Raw genomic sequence first — 13,702 nt, forward strand, 5'->3', positions numbered from 1 at the left:
ACTGAAGGAGCATATATATGTCCATTCAACCGACTGCTTTACGTTCAGTGCTTAACCCTAGGTACCTTGAGTCTTTCTTGAAGGATCAGTATGACATTGGAACGTGGGAAGAATGTTTGTTTTGGCTCAGAGGATTGAATGATACATATCGCGTACGCACGTCCACTGGTATGTATATTCTCCGTATCTACCGCACTGAAATTACGAAGGCGGATGTTCAGTATGAGCTATCGCTGTTGTCTCTACTGAAGAACGTTCTAGCTTCTGCGGAACACACCGACATCGGAGAATACATCGAGAAGAAAGATCATATGGGATATACGGTGTTGGAGGCTGCGGAAGGCAAGCGGGTTGCTGTGATGTTTCGGTATATTGAGGGTACAGAGAACAATCTGGAGGATGTGGAGTCCTGTTACGCTTTTGGTCAATCTGCCGCTGAAATGCATAAGGCTATGGATCAGGTCACCGTTGAGCTGCCACGATATGAGCTGGATCTGAAGTTTCTTATAGACGAACCCCTTGAGCGAATTATCAACTATATCGGTGAGAACAATGAAGCAGCAGCATTTCTCCATACATTTGCTACAGCGCTAAAAGAGCGCATTGTTGCCGCTTCTAAACAAGCTCTCGACTTCGGCTTGTGTCATGGCGATATGCATGGGAATAACAATGCGTTTCAACAGGAGCACCAGTTCATCCATTATGACTTCGAGTGGGCAGCCAAAAGCTGGCGTGCCTATGACTTAGCCCAAGTGAAAGCCCGAAAAAGGCAATCTGATGAGCAAAAAGAAGTGTTATGGAAAGCGCTCATGGCAGGTTATCGTTCAGTTAGAAGTTTTTCCTCGGAAGATGAACAGGCGGTTGATCTCTTCATTATTGCTCGCCGATTCTGGGTGATGGGTCTGGATGTTGCTTTTATCGAGAGTGATATGGGTGCGCTGGATTATGGTTCGAATTGGCTGGATAGTTTCGTGGAGGAGTTCCGGGATGCAGGGATTGTATCGTAGCGAAGATGAATATTACTTCAAGTTTAGGCTTGAATGCTTTAAGACCCTTCCGAGTGAACTTGAACTCGTGAGGGTCTTTTTCAACTCATTTTGAAGGTAACAGGGTCACTTGTTAGTTCGATGATGATGCGGCTGCAGCCGATGCTGCGGCAGCTGCGGCCATGGCGGCCTGCTGAGCGATGATAATATTCGTGATACTGGTTGAGATTGCTGTCGTAAGCACACCGTTCCGCAGATTCTCCACATGTTGAATGGCTATCAACGCAGATGAGAACAGGAGCAACTCCTGTTTGTCGATTGACCAGGCACCGAAGCCTTTTTGAGTCCGTAACCAGTCATTTGTTTCCGCGACTTCATCCACTAACGAGTCTCTGTCCGAAGGCAGTAAGGAGAGTATCCCAAGAGAGAGTAATGTGTACGTTTTATCCATTCGGAGATTCCTTTTGCGAAAGGCTTCATTTAAGGCAATTACACGAGCACTTGCATCCGGGATATCATCTCCAAGAACCAGTACCTGAGTTAACGCCTGCACACTGTTTCTGGAAGAGAACTCCGGTTTTAATTCCCCATAGAGTTGTTCCATACGTGCCACACCAGTATCCACGTCAAGATCGGAGAGGGCTAACATGGCAGCGAAAATATAGTCATCCTGTCCAGTAAGGAAACGATGCTCGGCTTTCATGGCGTCATAAAATGATTTGGCCCGCTCCACCGCATGCTGAAACTGGTCAGGTGATGCCTGAGTAGCGATCTGATAGGCAGCAATAACCAGATAATCCGAGGTGCGGAATTTGATCTCTTTCATCAGGTCATAGACATGTAAGGTGTCTGCCAGCTTCGTGTTCTCATCCGTTGTAAGGGAGAGCATGGTAGCAATGCTAATGGCAGAATTACCTCTGAATGCAGAGAAGAGTTTCGTGTTTTGCTTAATCAACTCATGACTTTGGCGAATAGCTTCTGCATCAGCAACTTTATTCTCCGCTGCATAGAGCAAGGCGGCCAGACGGTGAATCATCCCATGTTGCCATTTGAACGACTTCTTGATGATCTGAGTGTTGGAAACGAATAACTCAACTCGTTCTGCATGATGCTGCTGCATAAGTAGACCTCCTTGAATGTAGACATTTTCAACAGTTTACTACATAAGTTCATGTTCAAAAAGAGCGGTTTTCAGTACCGCTTATACTTTATTCATTATTATTTTCTAGAACTCTATTTCATGATCAGATTACCTACACGCTGCAACATCACCTTTTCCAACGCCTTGAAGCTGCTGGATTGGGGGTCTACCTCACTGCCAGACAATCGTACCTTCTTTAAGTTAGGCAGATTCAGAAGCAGACTTGGATCGGAGAATGATGTTTTACATAAATCCAATATTTCCAGACCTGTTAGGGTAGAAATGAAATCCCATGACTTGGGTTTAAGTTTGGTCACATCAAGATTTTTCAATGTTTGCATATCCGCCAGATGATGCAGATCCTTCACTTTAGTTTCCCCAAATCCAGAGGACCTCCAGTTGCGGGAATTGGACACGGATGTTTTCCACCGCTGCCCCTCTAAGCCGTATTTCTTCGATACCTTGCTGCTCATGGAAGGGGCTTAAACTGGATACAGGGCAAAATTGGCATCCAAAACCTTTAAATTGTGCAACTGGGCTACATATGAAATATCGGCCAGTTTCTTGGGCGCAATCAAGTGGACTTCTTCTACATCAGGAAAGGCTTTGAAAGAATCCAGTGTTTGTAATTGGCAAGTTTGCGAACCTAACAGAACCTTGGGTACACTGCTGACGGGCGCGAAGTCAGGTATGAATTCAACGTCACTAAACGGCAGGGTGATATGCTCTACGCGATCCGGGAGAAAGCTTTGGCTCTCGTAATTATGTTTGGTGAAACTGACGTTTTGCAATGAATGCAAAGGAGATAACAGATGATCCGGTAAGGTCTGTTCAACGTTGAACAACTGCAATGATTTCAGATTTTTCATCTGTGAGATGACTCTCTATGTATGAAGCTGCTTTGTCTACGATGGCATATTTTGATTTGGCGTAATCCACTTTACTACTTCCATTTAAGAAAATATAGAATAGGTTGTTTGTACTTCATTACCCTTTTTATATAGGGTGTGCCACTTCCACAGATAAGAGATTTAACGAAACATTTACACGAGAACGTAGAGGGCAGAAAGAACCTGAAGAAGCGGAGCGTTCGCCTTTATTCCCAGATTTTCACCCTTTCAAAATTTAAATCAGAAAATCTGGGGATAACAGCGATCGGAAGGTCGTTCTGTCATCGGAGTGGCAAGTGTAAATATTTTTTAGTTCAATCTATTATTGCAAAGAAGTGTATCAATATAAAAAAGACCGCAATCAGCGGTCGTAGGTTAGATTGATCAGTGATATAGGTCTGAATTAATTGAAAGAAATCGAGTAGGCTACATTAGGGTATGCCGCCGTCGAACCTGGAACACGTTCTACTACAGTGATCAACGTTCCTGGGTTGTAGTAGGCTGAACCGCCGAAGTAAATGTTTTTGTTTACGATGGCTGTACCGAGGTCCAGTGTCGTATTATTGTAGCTCCAGTAATAGTGCAGTTGAAGGGTATTGGCTGTATTTGTTGTGACTTTCACGCTGGTCCCCGTCGTTTTGGCATTAGGAAGAATGTAGGCGTATCCTTGTCCGGCAGAGAGCGCATTGGAATAACTGCCACCATAGCTTACGATGGCGGGATTAGCGGAAGCGGTCAGGCTAAACAGAAGGGAGATACCTAGAATAAGTGCAAAAAATGTGCTAATGCGTTTTTTCATAGAATGCCCATCCTCTCAAAAATGAAGTGTTTTTATAGTTTAACTCGATGTAAACCAAAAACCTTTTCGAAACGGATTGGAGCTCCTCCTTATTCAGTTTATGTTAGCGCTAACATTCCTAACGGCTATACTATATACCAATAAAATACAGATGTAAATAGTGGATCAGATCAGATGATTAGGAATATCAAATGAATTAAAGCGATTATTCCCATAGGGTAGATCAATGATCTGGAGAACCCATTCTTAAATTCATTTCGAGGATGCTTCTCGAAAAAGAAGTGTAACACGGTATGTATGATGAAAAAGATATCTATCACCCAAAATGTAATGGTCTGATACGAGCTGAAAAGTAGAGAAAGAATGATCGTGTACATAGGTAAATGAATCCAAGTGAAATACCTGTAGGCTTTATCATCTTCCATATCTTTTAACACCATAAACAATTTCCACTCGGACCGCCTGATGGCATCCATTTCGTGAAGCAGAAATAAAGACAGGTTGAATAAAAATAAAACTAACAACAAGTCAGGCATGTGAAGCCTCCCATTTTTCAATGTCATACAAGTAGGTCAATTCTTCATCATAGTTCCACGCAACAGTTCTGGCAAAGCATGGAGCACATGCATACGTTCCAGTGCACCTTCCATGTTCCAGTGTTGTCCTACGTGATACACTTTTCCGTTACACACCGCAGGAAGCTCGCTCCATTGGTGGCTGTTCATCCAACTCCTCTTGCGCTCATAAGAGGTAGGGTCATCGACATCCCCGTCTCTGTTGGGAGAAATAATAAAAATACGATCGCCCATATAACGCTCAAGCTCTCTTTTTTCAATAGAAATAAAAGCCTCGCCTTGTTCTATTAATGCAGTAATTTCAAGAGGAGGTCTGAATCCATAGGCATGGTAAAGCGTGTTTGGGAGACCGTGAGAGGCCATAACATAGAGTCTGCCATCATCAGCGTGGACAAGAACGGAAGCACTTTCGCCGGGTACGAATGCGTCTTTGCACAGTTTCCACATGTATTCGGCCATAGCGTCATAGCGGATCAGCCAACGTTCCGCTTCTTGTTCTTTGCCGAAAAGTTGGCCAAGAGTCCGCAAACGGCTATCCAATGTCTGCTCACGATCCAACACAATGGTTGGAGCAATGGTAGTCATTTCATCCAGGGAGATACCGTAGTAGTTGGCAACGAGAATAAGGTCGGGCTTTAGCTTTCGAATCTCCTCAGGCTGGGGTGGAAAGCTGATTTCGGTTGTATTTTTCATTGGGGCGGTATCGATGAATTGGCCCGATAGATTCTTGGGACTGCCGACTGGAAACAAATTCAGGACGATTAAGTCACTTACAGTATTGCGATCCAGATATACAATACGTGATTTGTCCTTGGGGAGTTCCAACAGCCTACCTGTAGAGTCACGGAAAAGAATGTCCCTGTCGCTTTGCTTATACATCGCTGCATACTCTCGTGGGGGTAATCCGGTCTTTTGCCGAAACCGTCTGACAAAGTAATAATGATCATTGAATCCAACTTGATGGGCAATGGACTCAATGGTTTCTTCTGTCTGCAGAAGCAATTCTTTAGCACGATTCAAACGAATCTCAGTTAGATATTCAATCGGGGTTTTGTCTGTCAGTGAGCGGAACAGCTCATTATATTGCCATAAGGAGACCCCGGATAAATCGGATAGTTCCTGAACTTTAATTTTCTCGGCGTAGTGTTCCTGCAGATAGATAAGGGTACGTTTAACGGCATCTCTGGCATTTTCCAAAGATGGACCTTTCGTATTGTGTTCAGAGAGAGACAGCATCAGCATATGGAACATAGGTTGATAGGCATTGCTTTCTGCTTTGTTGATATAGGGGCGTTGACGAATCATATTTTGAATAATGGTGTGCACGCTGGAATAGGAACGATCGGATCGCAACGTACTTCTATCAAAGGTAGCACTTGTGTCAAACCATACCGCAGCATCCTGAACTTTGATTACATGAAAAGAAAGCATATAGACGGCGAACGGCTCATGATCCTGCCTGGTTAGTACAATGTTGCCTCCAGGTCGAATATAAAAACATTGTTCTTCAATGGCAGTAAGGGTCTCTTCCCCCAGATGCAACCTGAAGTTTCCCGAAACGACGATGAGGAGACGGTGCTCTTGCGAAGGCGTGATGCTGACGGGTTCCTCCATAAAATCAACCTCGCTAAGCGAATAGATTTCATGTTCCTGATCTGTATGTAATAGAAGCTTCATGCCATAATCTCCTTACTAATTGATAACGATTCTCATAGATCAGCATAGTGTAAATACACTCTTTTATCAACCAATTCATAGAAAAGATAGAACAGAACTTGGTCGTACGCCTGCTAAGTATTGTCTGAAAAGCCCTTGAATTGTCCATTGATGCGCCTCTGCGGGATCGGTACTATAGGTAGAAGATAGTGATAATGATTATCATTAAAACAGAGTGAATGGGGAGAACGTCATGTATAGTGTTAAACGATGGGGATGGTCTATTGGTGCGGTTCTGGTGCTGAGTATCGGCCTGAGTGCATGTAGTAGCAATGAAGGTGGGTCGGTAAATGAGGGAACTACGCAACAGACAACTGTCAAAGAAGCGGAAGCAGCTGTGGAGAAACCGGAAACCAAAGAGTACGTGGATTATCTGGGACGTAAAGTAGAGATTCCGACGAATCCGCAAAGGATCGTGTATTATGATAACAAAACCTTTGGAGATATGCTGGTACTTGGAGCAGATGCAATTGGTCAGGATGGGCGCTTATTATCAGACTCCATATACGAAGATCAGGTGAAGGACATTGAGGATCTTGGTGCGCCGCTGAATCTGGAGAAGCTGGTGGATCTGCAGCCTGATCTAATCATTACAGGGCTTCATGCTCAAGGGGATGAATTGGACCAGATTGCCAAAGTGGCGCCAACGGTTGGAGTAGACGTGGATGCTCCGCTGGAGGAACGTTTGCCTGTGCTTGGTCTTCTAGTGAACAAGGAGAAAGAAGCTCAGCAATGGTTGGCTGATTATGAGGCTCAATCGGAGCAGGCGTGGAATGAGTTCAAAAAGAGCGTGAACATCGGTCCAGATGAGACGGCCACGGTATTTCTAAACGTAAATCGCAGTCTTTATGTGATGACAACAGGACTTGCTGGTGATCTATATTCACCTCATGGATTCAAGATTCCGGGTGAGGTGAAGAAAGTAACCATTGGTGAGAATTTGCCGTGGGCGCAGATATCGCTTGAGAATCTTCCGTCTTTTGCGGGGGATCACGTATTTCTGATCGCTGCTGGAGCGGGACAAGATTCTGCGGAGAATGACGAGTTGATGCAGTCAGCCATATGGTCGGATCTGCCCGCAGTAAAGAATGGCCATGTGTATGTAGTGGAGCAAAAGTGGAATAAACGTGATGCCTATACGATGCGTGAATTGTTGAATGAACTGCCTGCTATTATGAAGCAGAAATAGTTCGGTAATAAGAATTAGAGTTGAAAGAGCTTCCTGTTGCTGTTGAAGGAGGTTCTTTTTGTTCCATCGTTCTACGTCTGTACAATTAAGCCCCTCCTCATTTGTCTGCCATATTCATTAAGCGGTTATCCTATACCTATATGTGTAGTGAATCCGTTTCTTCACATACCTTGTCGTATTTCTACGGTACATCTCGTACAATTTGTCGAAGCAATTCTGCATTGCGATGTGAAGATGAAAAGGGGAGCATCGTTTGGAATCAAAGCAACTATCTAGAGGGCTAAAGCCCCGCCATGTAGAGCTGATTGCACTCGGAGGTACAATCAGAGACATGGGTGAAGGATGCGCAGTTCGTACTGGATGAGGTGGAGAAATTGGCTGAGGGATCCGAACGGACGCATATGGATCTGGACAACATCGGCATGTTTGGGCACTCATTTGGCGAAGCAACGACAGTGCAGATGTTAATGGGTGATCCACGTGTGAAAGCAGGCATGAAGATGGACGGCGCAATCTGGTTAGCTTAGTTTAAATAACGCCCAACTCGGTTACAAAGGAAAGAGGAAACATTTATGAAAACGTCTGTGATCGTAGTGATCACTGTAAATCACCGAGGAGGAATTGAACATGGCGAATCAAGACCAGCACACCATGCAAGATCCAACGACCCAATATCCGAAGGCTACACCGGAGTGGAAACAGCAACAGGATGAGCCGGGACTCCAGCGTGAGATGACTCTTGTTCCGGATGCGGGTGAGAAAAGTTATAAAGGCAGCGGACGTCTAACAGGACGCAAAGCTGTTGTGACCGGAGCCGACAGCGGAATTGGCCGGGCGGCAGCGATTGCTTTTGCCCGTGAAGGCGCAGATGTTGTTCTGGCATATCTGCCGGAAGAGGAAGCAGATGCGCAGGAAGTTGTGAAGCTGATTGAGGAAGCTGGGCGTAAAGCGATCACGATGCCAGGTGACCTGAAGGATGAGAAATACTGCGAGGAACTCATTGAATCTGCGGTAAAAGAGCTTGGCGGGATTGATATCCTTGCTAACGTGGCAGGTAAACAGCAATTTGTGGAGCAGATTGCGGACCTGACCACCGAGCAATTCGATGCGACATTCAAAACGAATGTCTATTCCATGTTCTGGCTCTGTAAAGCAGCTGTGAAACACATGAAGCCGGGCAGCTCCATTATCAACACGTCGTCCATTCAAGCGTATAGCCCTTCCCCAATTCTCTTGGACTATGCTACAACGAAGGCATCAATTAACACGTTCAGCAAAGCACTGGCTCAACAGGTGGGTAGCAAAGGGATACGTGTCAACGTTGTTGCACCAGGTCCGGTATGGACACCGCTGCAGGTCGTGGGTGGACAACCCGTGGAGAAGCTCGCTGAGTTTGGCTCCAATACACCGCTTGGCCGTGCAGGACAAACCTGCCGAGATGGCTCCGGCATTTGTGTTCCTAGCAAGCCAGGAATCCAGCTATGTAAGCGGCGAGACACTGAATGCGAATGGCGGTACGGTTAGTCCATAAATAGCCTTAGGTAATATAGTCATTGTTACAGAGGATACTGTCTCCATATTAGGAGGGCGGTATCCTCTTTTTTGTCATTATACATAGGAGGATTAAAATAATTTTCTGTAATGAAAGCGTTCTTATTTAAAACGGAAATACTCCATGGTAATATGTTGAAGAACATACTATTTACTCCCATCTCTGAGAGTGCGTTGCTTATTCGATTTAACGTGTTCAGATGAATACACTATGCCTAGGAATCGAAGGAGGAATTCGATAATGGCCAAGAATGTACTTAAACTAGGTGACCCTGTCATAAGCACGTACACATCATACGGGACATTAACATCCATTATGAACGAAGATTTATGGCCATGGATTTTCAATAACTTTATACAAATCAGGTATGCACATGGATGGGGGATTTTCTCGTTTGATTCTCATCAGTTTCTGCTAGGTACCTGTCCGGGGATCTCCTTTTACAATCTGCCCCAAGAAATTGTGATTAGCAAATGGGGAACATCACTTAGGCATGTGATTACGGAAGCGATAGACATGGGATATTATCTATATATTTATGCAGATAGATACTATATTGCCAGTACAGACTATTATCAGAAGGAACATCTCATGCATGAAATATTAGTGTATGGCTATGATCTGGATCAGAATTTGATATACATTGCGGATAATCTGGAAGACGGGAAATTCATACAATCTGCATGCAGCCTGGATGAACTCGAGAAAGGCTATTGGACCATGTCTAATGAGTACAGTTTTTGGACAGAGGTGAGGTTTCTCAAACCTATCCAGAATATCAATTATGCAATTCATGTGGAGCAGATTATAAATGCGATGGAAAACTACCTTAATTCAAGCGAGACATATGACTTAGTGCGAGATCAGAAATACGATTTTGGAATGCAAGCCATTCAACGCATCTTTGCTGATATTGAGCATGCAGCCTTAGTTGAAGAAGCGATGGATCCACGAGTCTTTCATCTCTTGTATGAACATAAGCTACTTATGGAGCTGCGTTTATCTTATCTAATGGAGAAATCAATAATTGATCCAGATACAACCTTTATGGAATTAAGCACCAGTCTGAAACAGGACTACTTTAAGCTGAGAAATATAGTCCTTAAATACAATATAACGCGTGACGCAAATACACTCCGTAAAATAAGTGAGAGACTGCAAGAAAATCTCATGAAAGAGAAAGAATTTATTTCGTCTTTTATTGCCAGATTGCAAAAGGTCACAGCGCTGGCTTGAAGCCTCAAAGAATACACAAAAATCCTCATTTGTTTGTTGCAGAGCAAATGAGGATTTTTGTGTATTGAAGTTATTTCTGATCCGGTTTCGGTTCCAAAATGGCATAACTACCGAGTGTGGCCAATTGTGCTGTATTCAGAAGGGCTTCATCCACTGCAGCGAGGGCTTCGCCGGCAGCTGTCATCAACTCGTCGGAGTCAACAGGTGAGGCGAAACGGAGAATGACCCGGTTCTCTCCTTTTTTGAGTTCAGTCTCAGCCTTAGTTTTGTACTCATTCATGGATGCGACTTCGAGATCATTCTGCACATAATAATCATTGGCATCGCTCTCGCCACCAAACATCGCGAGCTCGGAATCAAGCCAGTAATCCTTATCCGCTATTGTTTTCTGACTTGCAGCAGTCTCATCGTTGGCATTGTACAGGAAGTAGGGAATATAAGGGTAGGGTTTAAGTCCTGTAGAACAATAGAACAGATGTAATTCCGTAGCGTGGGGTTCAATGCTAAAATACAAGAGTTACTACATATTTATATAAACAAGCGGATAATATGAATAGACTGGAGTGGCTCAGATGACAGCAGAACAGATTGTCAGAACCTTTTTTGAAGAGGTCCGATCAGGCCGTAATCCCGATTATGCAAGCAGCGTGATGGCGGAACAAGTATTGGCTCATCAAGTGATATCTGAAGAAGAGGTCACGGTGGCCCGAACACCTTCCGATTATGCGGATCATGTGCGAGAAATGATCGAAGCGTATGGAGAGTTTTCACTCGAAATACAAGAGTTACTTACGCAAGGTGATAAAGTCTATGTGCGCTGGAGACAAACGGGTACCCATGTTGGCGAAGTGGACGGATACAGCTCAACCAACCTCCCGGTGATTGAAATTGCGAGTGCGGTATACCGAGTGGAAAACGAACGAATTGCAGAGTATTGGATTCAGATCGACAGGTTGGGCATCGAGAAACAATTGGAACGTAATCGGAGCTGAGTTTTTCAGCTCTTTTTTAGTTTTCAGTTCTTTGTAAGCGTTCCCGTGTTATAATGAACGAAGTTGTATACAAGTTACCTAAAACGTTTTCTGTCTTTTAACTCCATAATCTGAAAGCGAGGTTCAGTGATGATTAAAGCAACGGAAGATAATCAATATGTTGAACTAACAAGCCCGACAAGTTTACCGAAGGCATCCGGATTCCTTTGGAATGAAAAGATGATGATTCATGTGAATTGCCGGGGATATGCTGTGGCCCAATTCATGCAGCCCGAACCTGCCAAATACTCGTATGCGCCCAACCTGGAAGCGAAGACGTTTATGCAGCCGGAGCAGCCATATTATGCCCACCATCCGGGACGGTTTGTCTATATTAAAGATGAAGTAAGTGGCGAAATCTTCTCAGCCCCGTATGAACCCGTTCGCAAGCAGGCGGATAGCTATACGTTCGCTGTAGGCAAACACGATATTCACTGGAAAGTGATTCAGGACGACATTTGCGTCGAGATGTCTCTGCGTCTGCCGAAGGAAGATGTGATGGAGCTGTGGCGTGTGAAGGTGACTAATCTTTCTTCCAGAAAACGCAAGCTGAGTATCTACCCGTATTATACGGTCGGCTATATGTCCTGGATGAACCAGTCCGGTTCATATGTGGAAGATTTGCAGGGCATTGTCTGTTCGGCCATTACGCCGTATCAGAAATATCAGGATTATAGCAAAATCAAAAACTACAGCGACAAAACCTATCTGCTTGCAGATCACCAACCGACCGCCTGGGAAGTGAATCATGAGAGCTTTGAAGGCGAAGGGGGACTTCATAATCCTTCCGGACTTCAGTCGGAGACACTGGCTGGAGGAGATGCACGGTATGAGACACCTGTGGCTGTATTGCAATACAGAGTAGAGCTGGAAGCGGGAGCGGAGCAGGCGTATCGATTTATCTTTGGCCCGGCTCATGATGAGACAGAGATTGAGAGCATTCGTCAGCATTATTTTGTGAAGCAGAATGAGGAAGGACAGGATGGCTTCACCGCAGCCGAACAGGAATATGCTGAATATATTGCAGAAGGGCAAGGAAACATCCAGATTGAGACAACGGATAGTTGGCTAGATAATGTCGTGAATTACTGGCTACCTCGCCAGATGTATTATCATGGCAAAACCAATCGTCTGACAACCGATCCGCAGACGCGGAATTATTTGCAAGACAACATGGGCATGAGTTACATTCAGCCGCAGATTGCGCGGGCTGCGTTCTTGACCGCTCTGTCTCAGCAGCATATAAGCGGCGCAATGCCAGACGGAATTATTTTGCACCCGGATGCAGAATTGAAATATATTAACCAGGTTCCTCATACCGATCACTGTATCTGGCTTCCGGTCTGTATGAAGACCTATTTGGATGAAACAAATGACTATAGCATTTTGGAGGAACAGGTTCCTTTTACAGACAGTGAACAGAAGGTTACCGTACTTGAACATATGAATCTCGCGATGCGCTGGTTGATCCATGAGCGGGATGCGCGCGGGTTAAACTATATCAATCAGGGTGACTGGTGTGATCCGATGAACATGGTGGGATACAAAGGCAAAGGCGTATCTGGCTGGCTGACCATTGCGACGGCATATGCGTTCAATATATGGGCAGATATTGCAGAGCAGGCAGGGCATACCGAGGTTGCAGCGGAATTCCGTCAAGAAGCCAATCGGACCAATGCGGTAGCGAATGAGTATCTGTGGGATGGGAACTGGTACGCCCGAGGCATTACGGATGATAACGTAGTGTTTGGTGTAAGCAAAGACGTGGAAGGACGCATCTATATCAATCCTCAGAGTTGGGCACTTATGAGCGGTGCTGCAGATCAGGAGAAACAGGAGAAGTTAATCCGCGCCGTAGAGGAGCAATTGGAGACGCCGTATGGTGTTGAGAAGCTCGCGCCGTCCTTTACAGCCATGCGGGAGGATGTAGGTCGTGTTACGCAGAAACATCCGGGAAGTGCAGAGAACGGAGCCGTGTACAATCACGCGGCGGCTTTCTATATTTATGCGTTGTATCTGGTGGGCGAGAAGGAGAAGGCGTATCGTCTGCTGCGTAAAATGATTCCGGGCCCTGATGGCGAGGATATTCTCCAGCGGGGGCAACTACCTGTATTTATCCCGAATTATTATCGGGGAGCCTATCGGCAATTCCCGCGTACAGCCGGGCGCTCCAGTCATCTGTTCAACACGGGCACGGTGCCTTGGGTGTATCGTTGCCTGATCGATGGCCTGTTCGGACTGCAAGGTCATGCACAAGGACTTCAAGTGCGTCCGCAGTTGCCTGAAGATTGGAACGAGGCATCAGTTATGCGGTTGTTCCGCGGGGCTGAGCTGCATGTAAACATGAAGAAGGATGCAACTGTCCAGACGATTGAAGTGCATGTTGACGGTCAACGAATTGAAGGCGACATCATCAAGAATATACAGGCCGGCGTGAAATATGAGGTGCTGGTGAAGCTGCCTCTGTAGAAAAACGCAGGGGGTACTGCTGAACGATGTGAAGAGTTTTGGACAATCACGAAGACAAATTAAAAACTGCCTTTCCTTTATAGAAGGAGGGCAGTTTTTGCTTTCAAGATGTTGTTTT

The 13,702-nt window shown here is 45.1% G+C and carries 13 protein-coding genes and 1 pseudogene; 7 read left to right on the forward strand and 7 right to left on the reverse strand.

The features are described from left to right. The first annotated feature begins 17 nt into the window (after positions 1-17). The gene (locus tag AC1S8V_RS04265; protein WP_482072566.1) at positions 18-1,007 is read left to right on the forward strand and encodes a phosphotransferase; all 990 of its coding nucleotides are present in this window, start codon (positions 18-20) and stop codon (positions 1,005-1,007) included. 112 nt (positions 1,008-1,119) lie between these two features. Here the strand turns inward: AC1S8V_RS04265 and AC1S8V_RS04270 are convergent, their stop codons facing one another. The 6 genes from AC1S8V_RS04270 to AC1S8V_RS04295 form a co-directional block, all read right to left on the reverse strand. Then, on the reverse strand, positions 1,120-2,106 hold the full coding sequence (locus AC1S8V_RS04270) for a DUF4003 family protein (protein ID WP_482072567.1): 987 nt from the start codon (positions 2,104-2,106) through the stop codon (positions 1,120-1,122). 113 nt (positions 2,107-2,219) lie between these two features. After that, a complete protein-coding gene (locus AC1S8V_RS04275) occupies positions 2,220-2,600 on the reverse strand; it encodes a hypothetical protein (protein ID WP_482072568.1) in 381 nt (126 codons plus the stop codon). A 9-nt stretch (positions 2,601-2,609) separates the two neighbouring features. Continuing rightward, on the reverse strand, positions 2,610-2,996 hold the full coding sequence (locus tag AC1S8V_RS04280; protein WP_482072569.1) for a hypothetical protein: 387 nt from the start codon (positions 2,994-2,996) through the stop codon (positions 2,610-2,612). 424 nt (positions 2,997-3,420) lie between these two features. Beyond that, positions 3,421-3,816 carry a hypothetical protein gene (locus tag AC1S8V_RS04285; RefSeq protein WP_482072570.1) on the reverse strand — a complete coding sequence of 132 codons (396 nt, stop codon included), beginning with the start codon at positions 3,814-3,816 and terminating at the stop codon, positions 3,421-3,423. Positions 3,817-3,986: 170 nt separating this feature from the next. Then, on the reverse strand, positions 3,987-4,379 hold the full coding sequence (locus AC1S8V_RS04290) for a DUF6713 family protein (protein WP_482072571.1): 393 nt from the start codon (positions 4,377-4,379) through the stop codon (positions 3,987-3,989). Positions 4,380-4,388: 9 nt separating this feature from the next. Continuing rightward, positions 4,389-6,068: an AraC family transcriptional regulator gene (locus tag AC1S8V_RS04295; RefSeq protein ID WP_482072572.1), complete on the reverse strand. Its 1,680-nt coding sequence runs from the start codon at positions 6,066-6,068 to the stop codon at positions 4,389-4,391. A 232-nt stretch (positions 6,069-6,300) separates the two neighbouring features. Here AC1S8V_RS04295 and AC1S8V_RS04300 point away from each other — a divergent pair, with 232 nt between their 5' ends. The 4 genes and pseudogenes from AC1S8V_RS04300 (at position 6,301) to AC1S8V_RS04315 (ending at position 10,084) form a co-directional block, all read left to right on the forward strand. After that, entirely contained in the window at positions 6,301-7,296 is a 996-nt protein-coding gene (locus AC1S8V_RS04300; RefSeq protein WP_482072573.1) for an ABC transporter substrate-binding protein, read from the forward strand. A gap of 305 nt (positions 7,297-7,601) precedes the next feature. Next, positions 7,602-7,823, forward strand: a complete 222-nt coding sequence (locus AC1S8V_RS04305; RefSeq protein WP_482074627.1) for an alpha/beta hydrolase — start codon at positions 7,602-7,604, stop codon at positions 7,821-7,823. Positions 7,824-7,923: 100 nt separating this feature from the next. Then, positions 7,924-8,827: pseudogene (locus tag AC1S8V_RS04310) on the forward strand (SDR family oxidoreductase). A gap of 261 nt (positions 8,828-9,088) precedes the next feature. Further along, complete coding sequence (locus tag AC1S8V_RS04315) at positions 9,089-10,084, forward strand: cysteine peptidase family C39 domain-containing protein (RefSeq protein WP_482072574.1); 996 nt, start codon at positions 9,089-9,091, stop codon at positions 10,082-10,084. 70 nt (positions 10,085-10,154) lie between these two features. On the opposite strand, the gene AC1S8V_RS04320 is transcribed toward AC1S8V_RS04315, so the two are convergent. Beyond that, positions 10,155-10,598, reverse strand: a complete 444-nt coding sequence (locus AC1S8V_RS04320) for a hypothetical protein (protein WP_482072575.1) — start codon at positions 10,596-10,598, stop codon at positions 10,155-10,157. A 58-nt stretch (positions 10,599-10,656) separates the two neighbouring features. Here AC1S8V_RS04320 and AC1S8V_RS04325 point away from each other — a divergent pair, with 58 nt between their 5' ends. Together AC1S8V_RS04325 and AC1S8V_RS04330 are read left to right on the forward strand one after the other, a co-directional pair. Continuing rightward, a complete protein-coding gene (locus AC1S8V_RS04325) occupies positions 10,657-11,076 on the forward strand; it encodes an ester cyclase (RefSeq protein ID WP_482072576.1) in 420 nt (139 codons plus the stop codon). A gap of 129 nt (positions 11,077-11,205) precedes the next feature. Continuing rightward, positions 11,206-13,584 (forward strand): GH36-type glycosyl hydrolase domain-containing protein, encoded by a 2,379-nt coding sequence (locus AC1S8V_RS04330; protein ID WP_482072577.1) that lies wholly within the window; start codon positions 11,206-11,208, stop codon positions 13,582-13,584. Positions 13,585-13,702: the final 118 nt, after the last annotated feature.

This window comes from Paenibacillus sp. B46(2026) (genome assembly GCF_056786355.1).

Coding starts and splice junctions, on each gene's coding strand:
- AC1S8V_RS04275 (WP_482072568.1), bottom strand. CDS start 2,600: ATGAGCAGCAAGGTATCGAAGAAATACGGCTTAGAGGGGCAGCGGTGG.
- AC1S8V_RS04285 (WP_482072570.1), bottom strand. CDS start 3,816: ATGAAAAAACGCATTAGCACATTTTTTGCACTTATTCTAGGTATCTCC.
- AC1S8V_RS04295 (WP_482072572.1), bottom strand. CDS start 6,068: ATGAAGCTTCTATTACATACAGATCAGGAACATGAAATCTATTCGCTT.
- AC1S8V_RS04290 (WP_482072571.1), bottom strand. CDS start 4,379: ATGACATTGAAAAATGGGAGGCTTCACATGCCTGACTTGTTGTTAGTT.
- AC1S8V_RS04325 (WP_482072576.1), top strand. CDS start 10,657: ATGACAGCAGAACAGATTGTCAGAACCTTTTTTGAAGAGGTCCGATCA.
- AC1S8V_RS04315 (WP_482072574.1), top strand. CDS start 9,089: ATGGCCAAGAATGTACTTAAACTAGGTGACCCTGTCATAAGCACGTAC.
- AC1S8V_RS04280 (WP_482072569.1), bottom strand. CDS start 2,996: ATGAAAAATCTGAAATCATTGCAGTTGTTCAACGTTGAACAGACCTTA.
- AC1S8V_RS04300 (WP_482072573.1), top strand. CDS start 6,301: ATGTATAGTGTTAAACGATGGGGATGGTCTATTGGTGCGGTTCTGGTG.
- AC1S8V_RS04270 (WP_482072567.1), bottom strand. CDS start 2,106: ATGCAGCAGCATCATGCAGAACGAGTTGAGTTATTCGTTTCCAACACT.
- AC1S8V_RS04330 (WP_482072577.1), top strand. CDS start 11,206: ATGATTAAAGCAACGGAAGATAATCAATATGTTGAACTAACAAGCCCG.
- AC1S8V_RS04265 (WP_482072566.1), top strand. CDS start 18: ATGTCCATTCAACCGACTGCTTTACGTTCAGTGCTTAACCCTAGGTAC.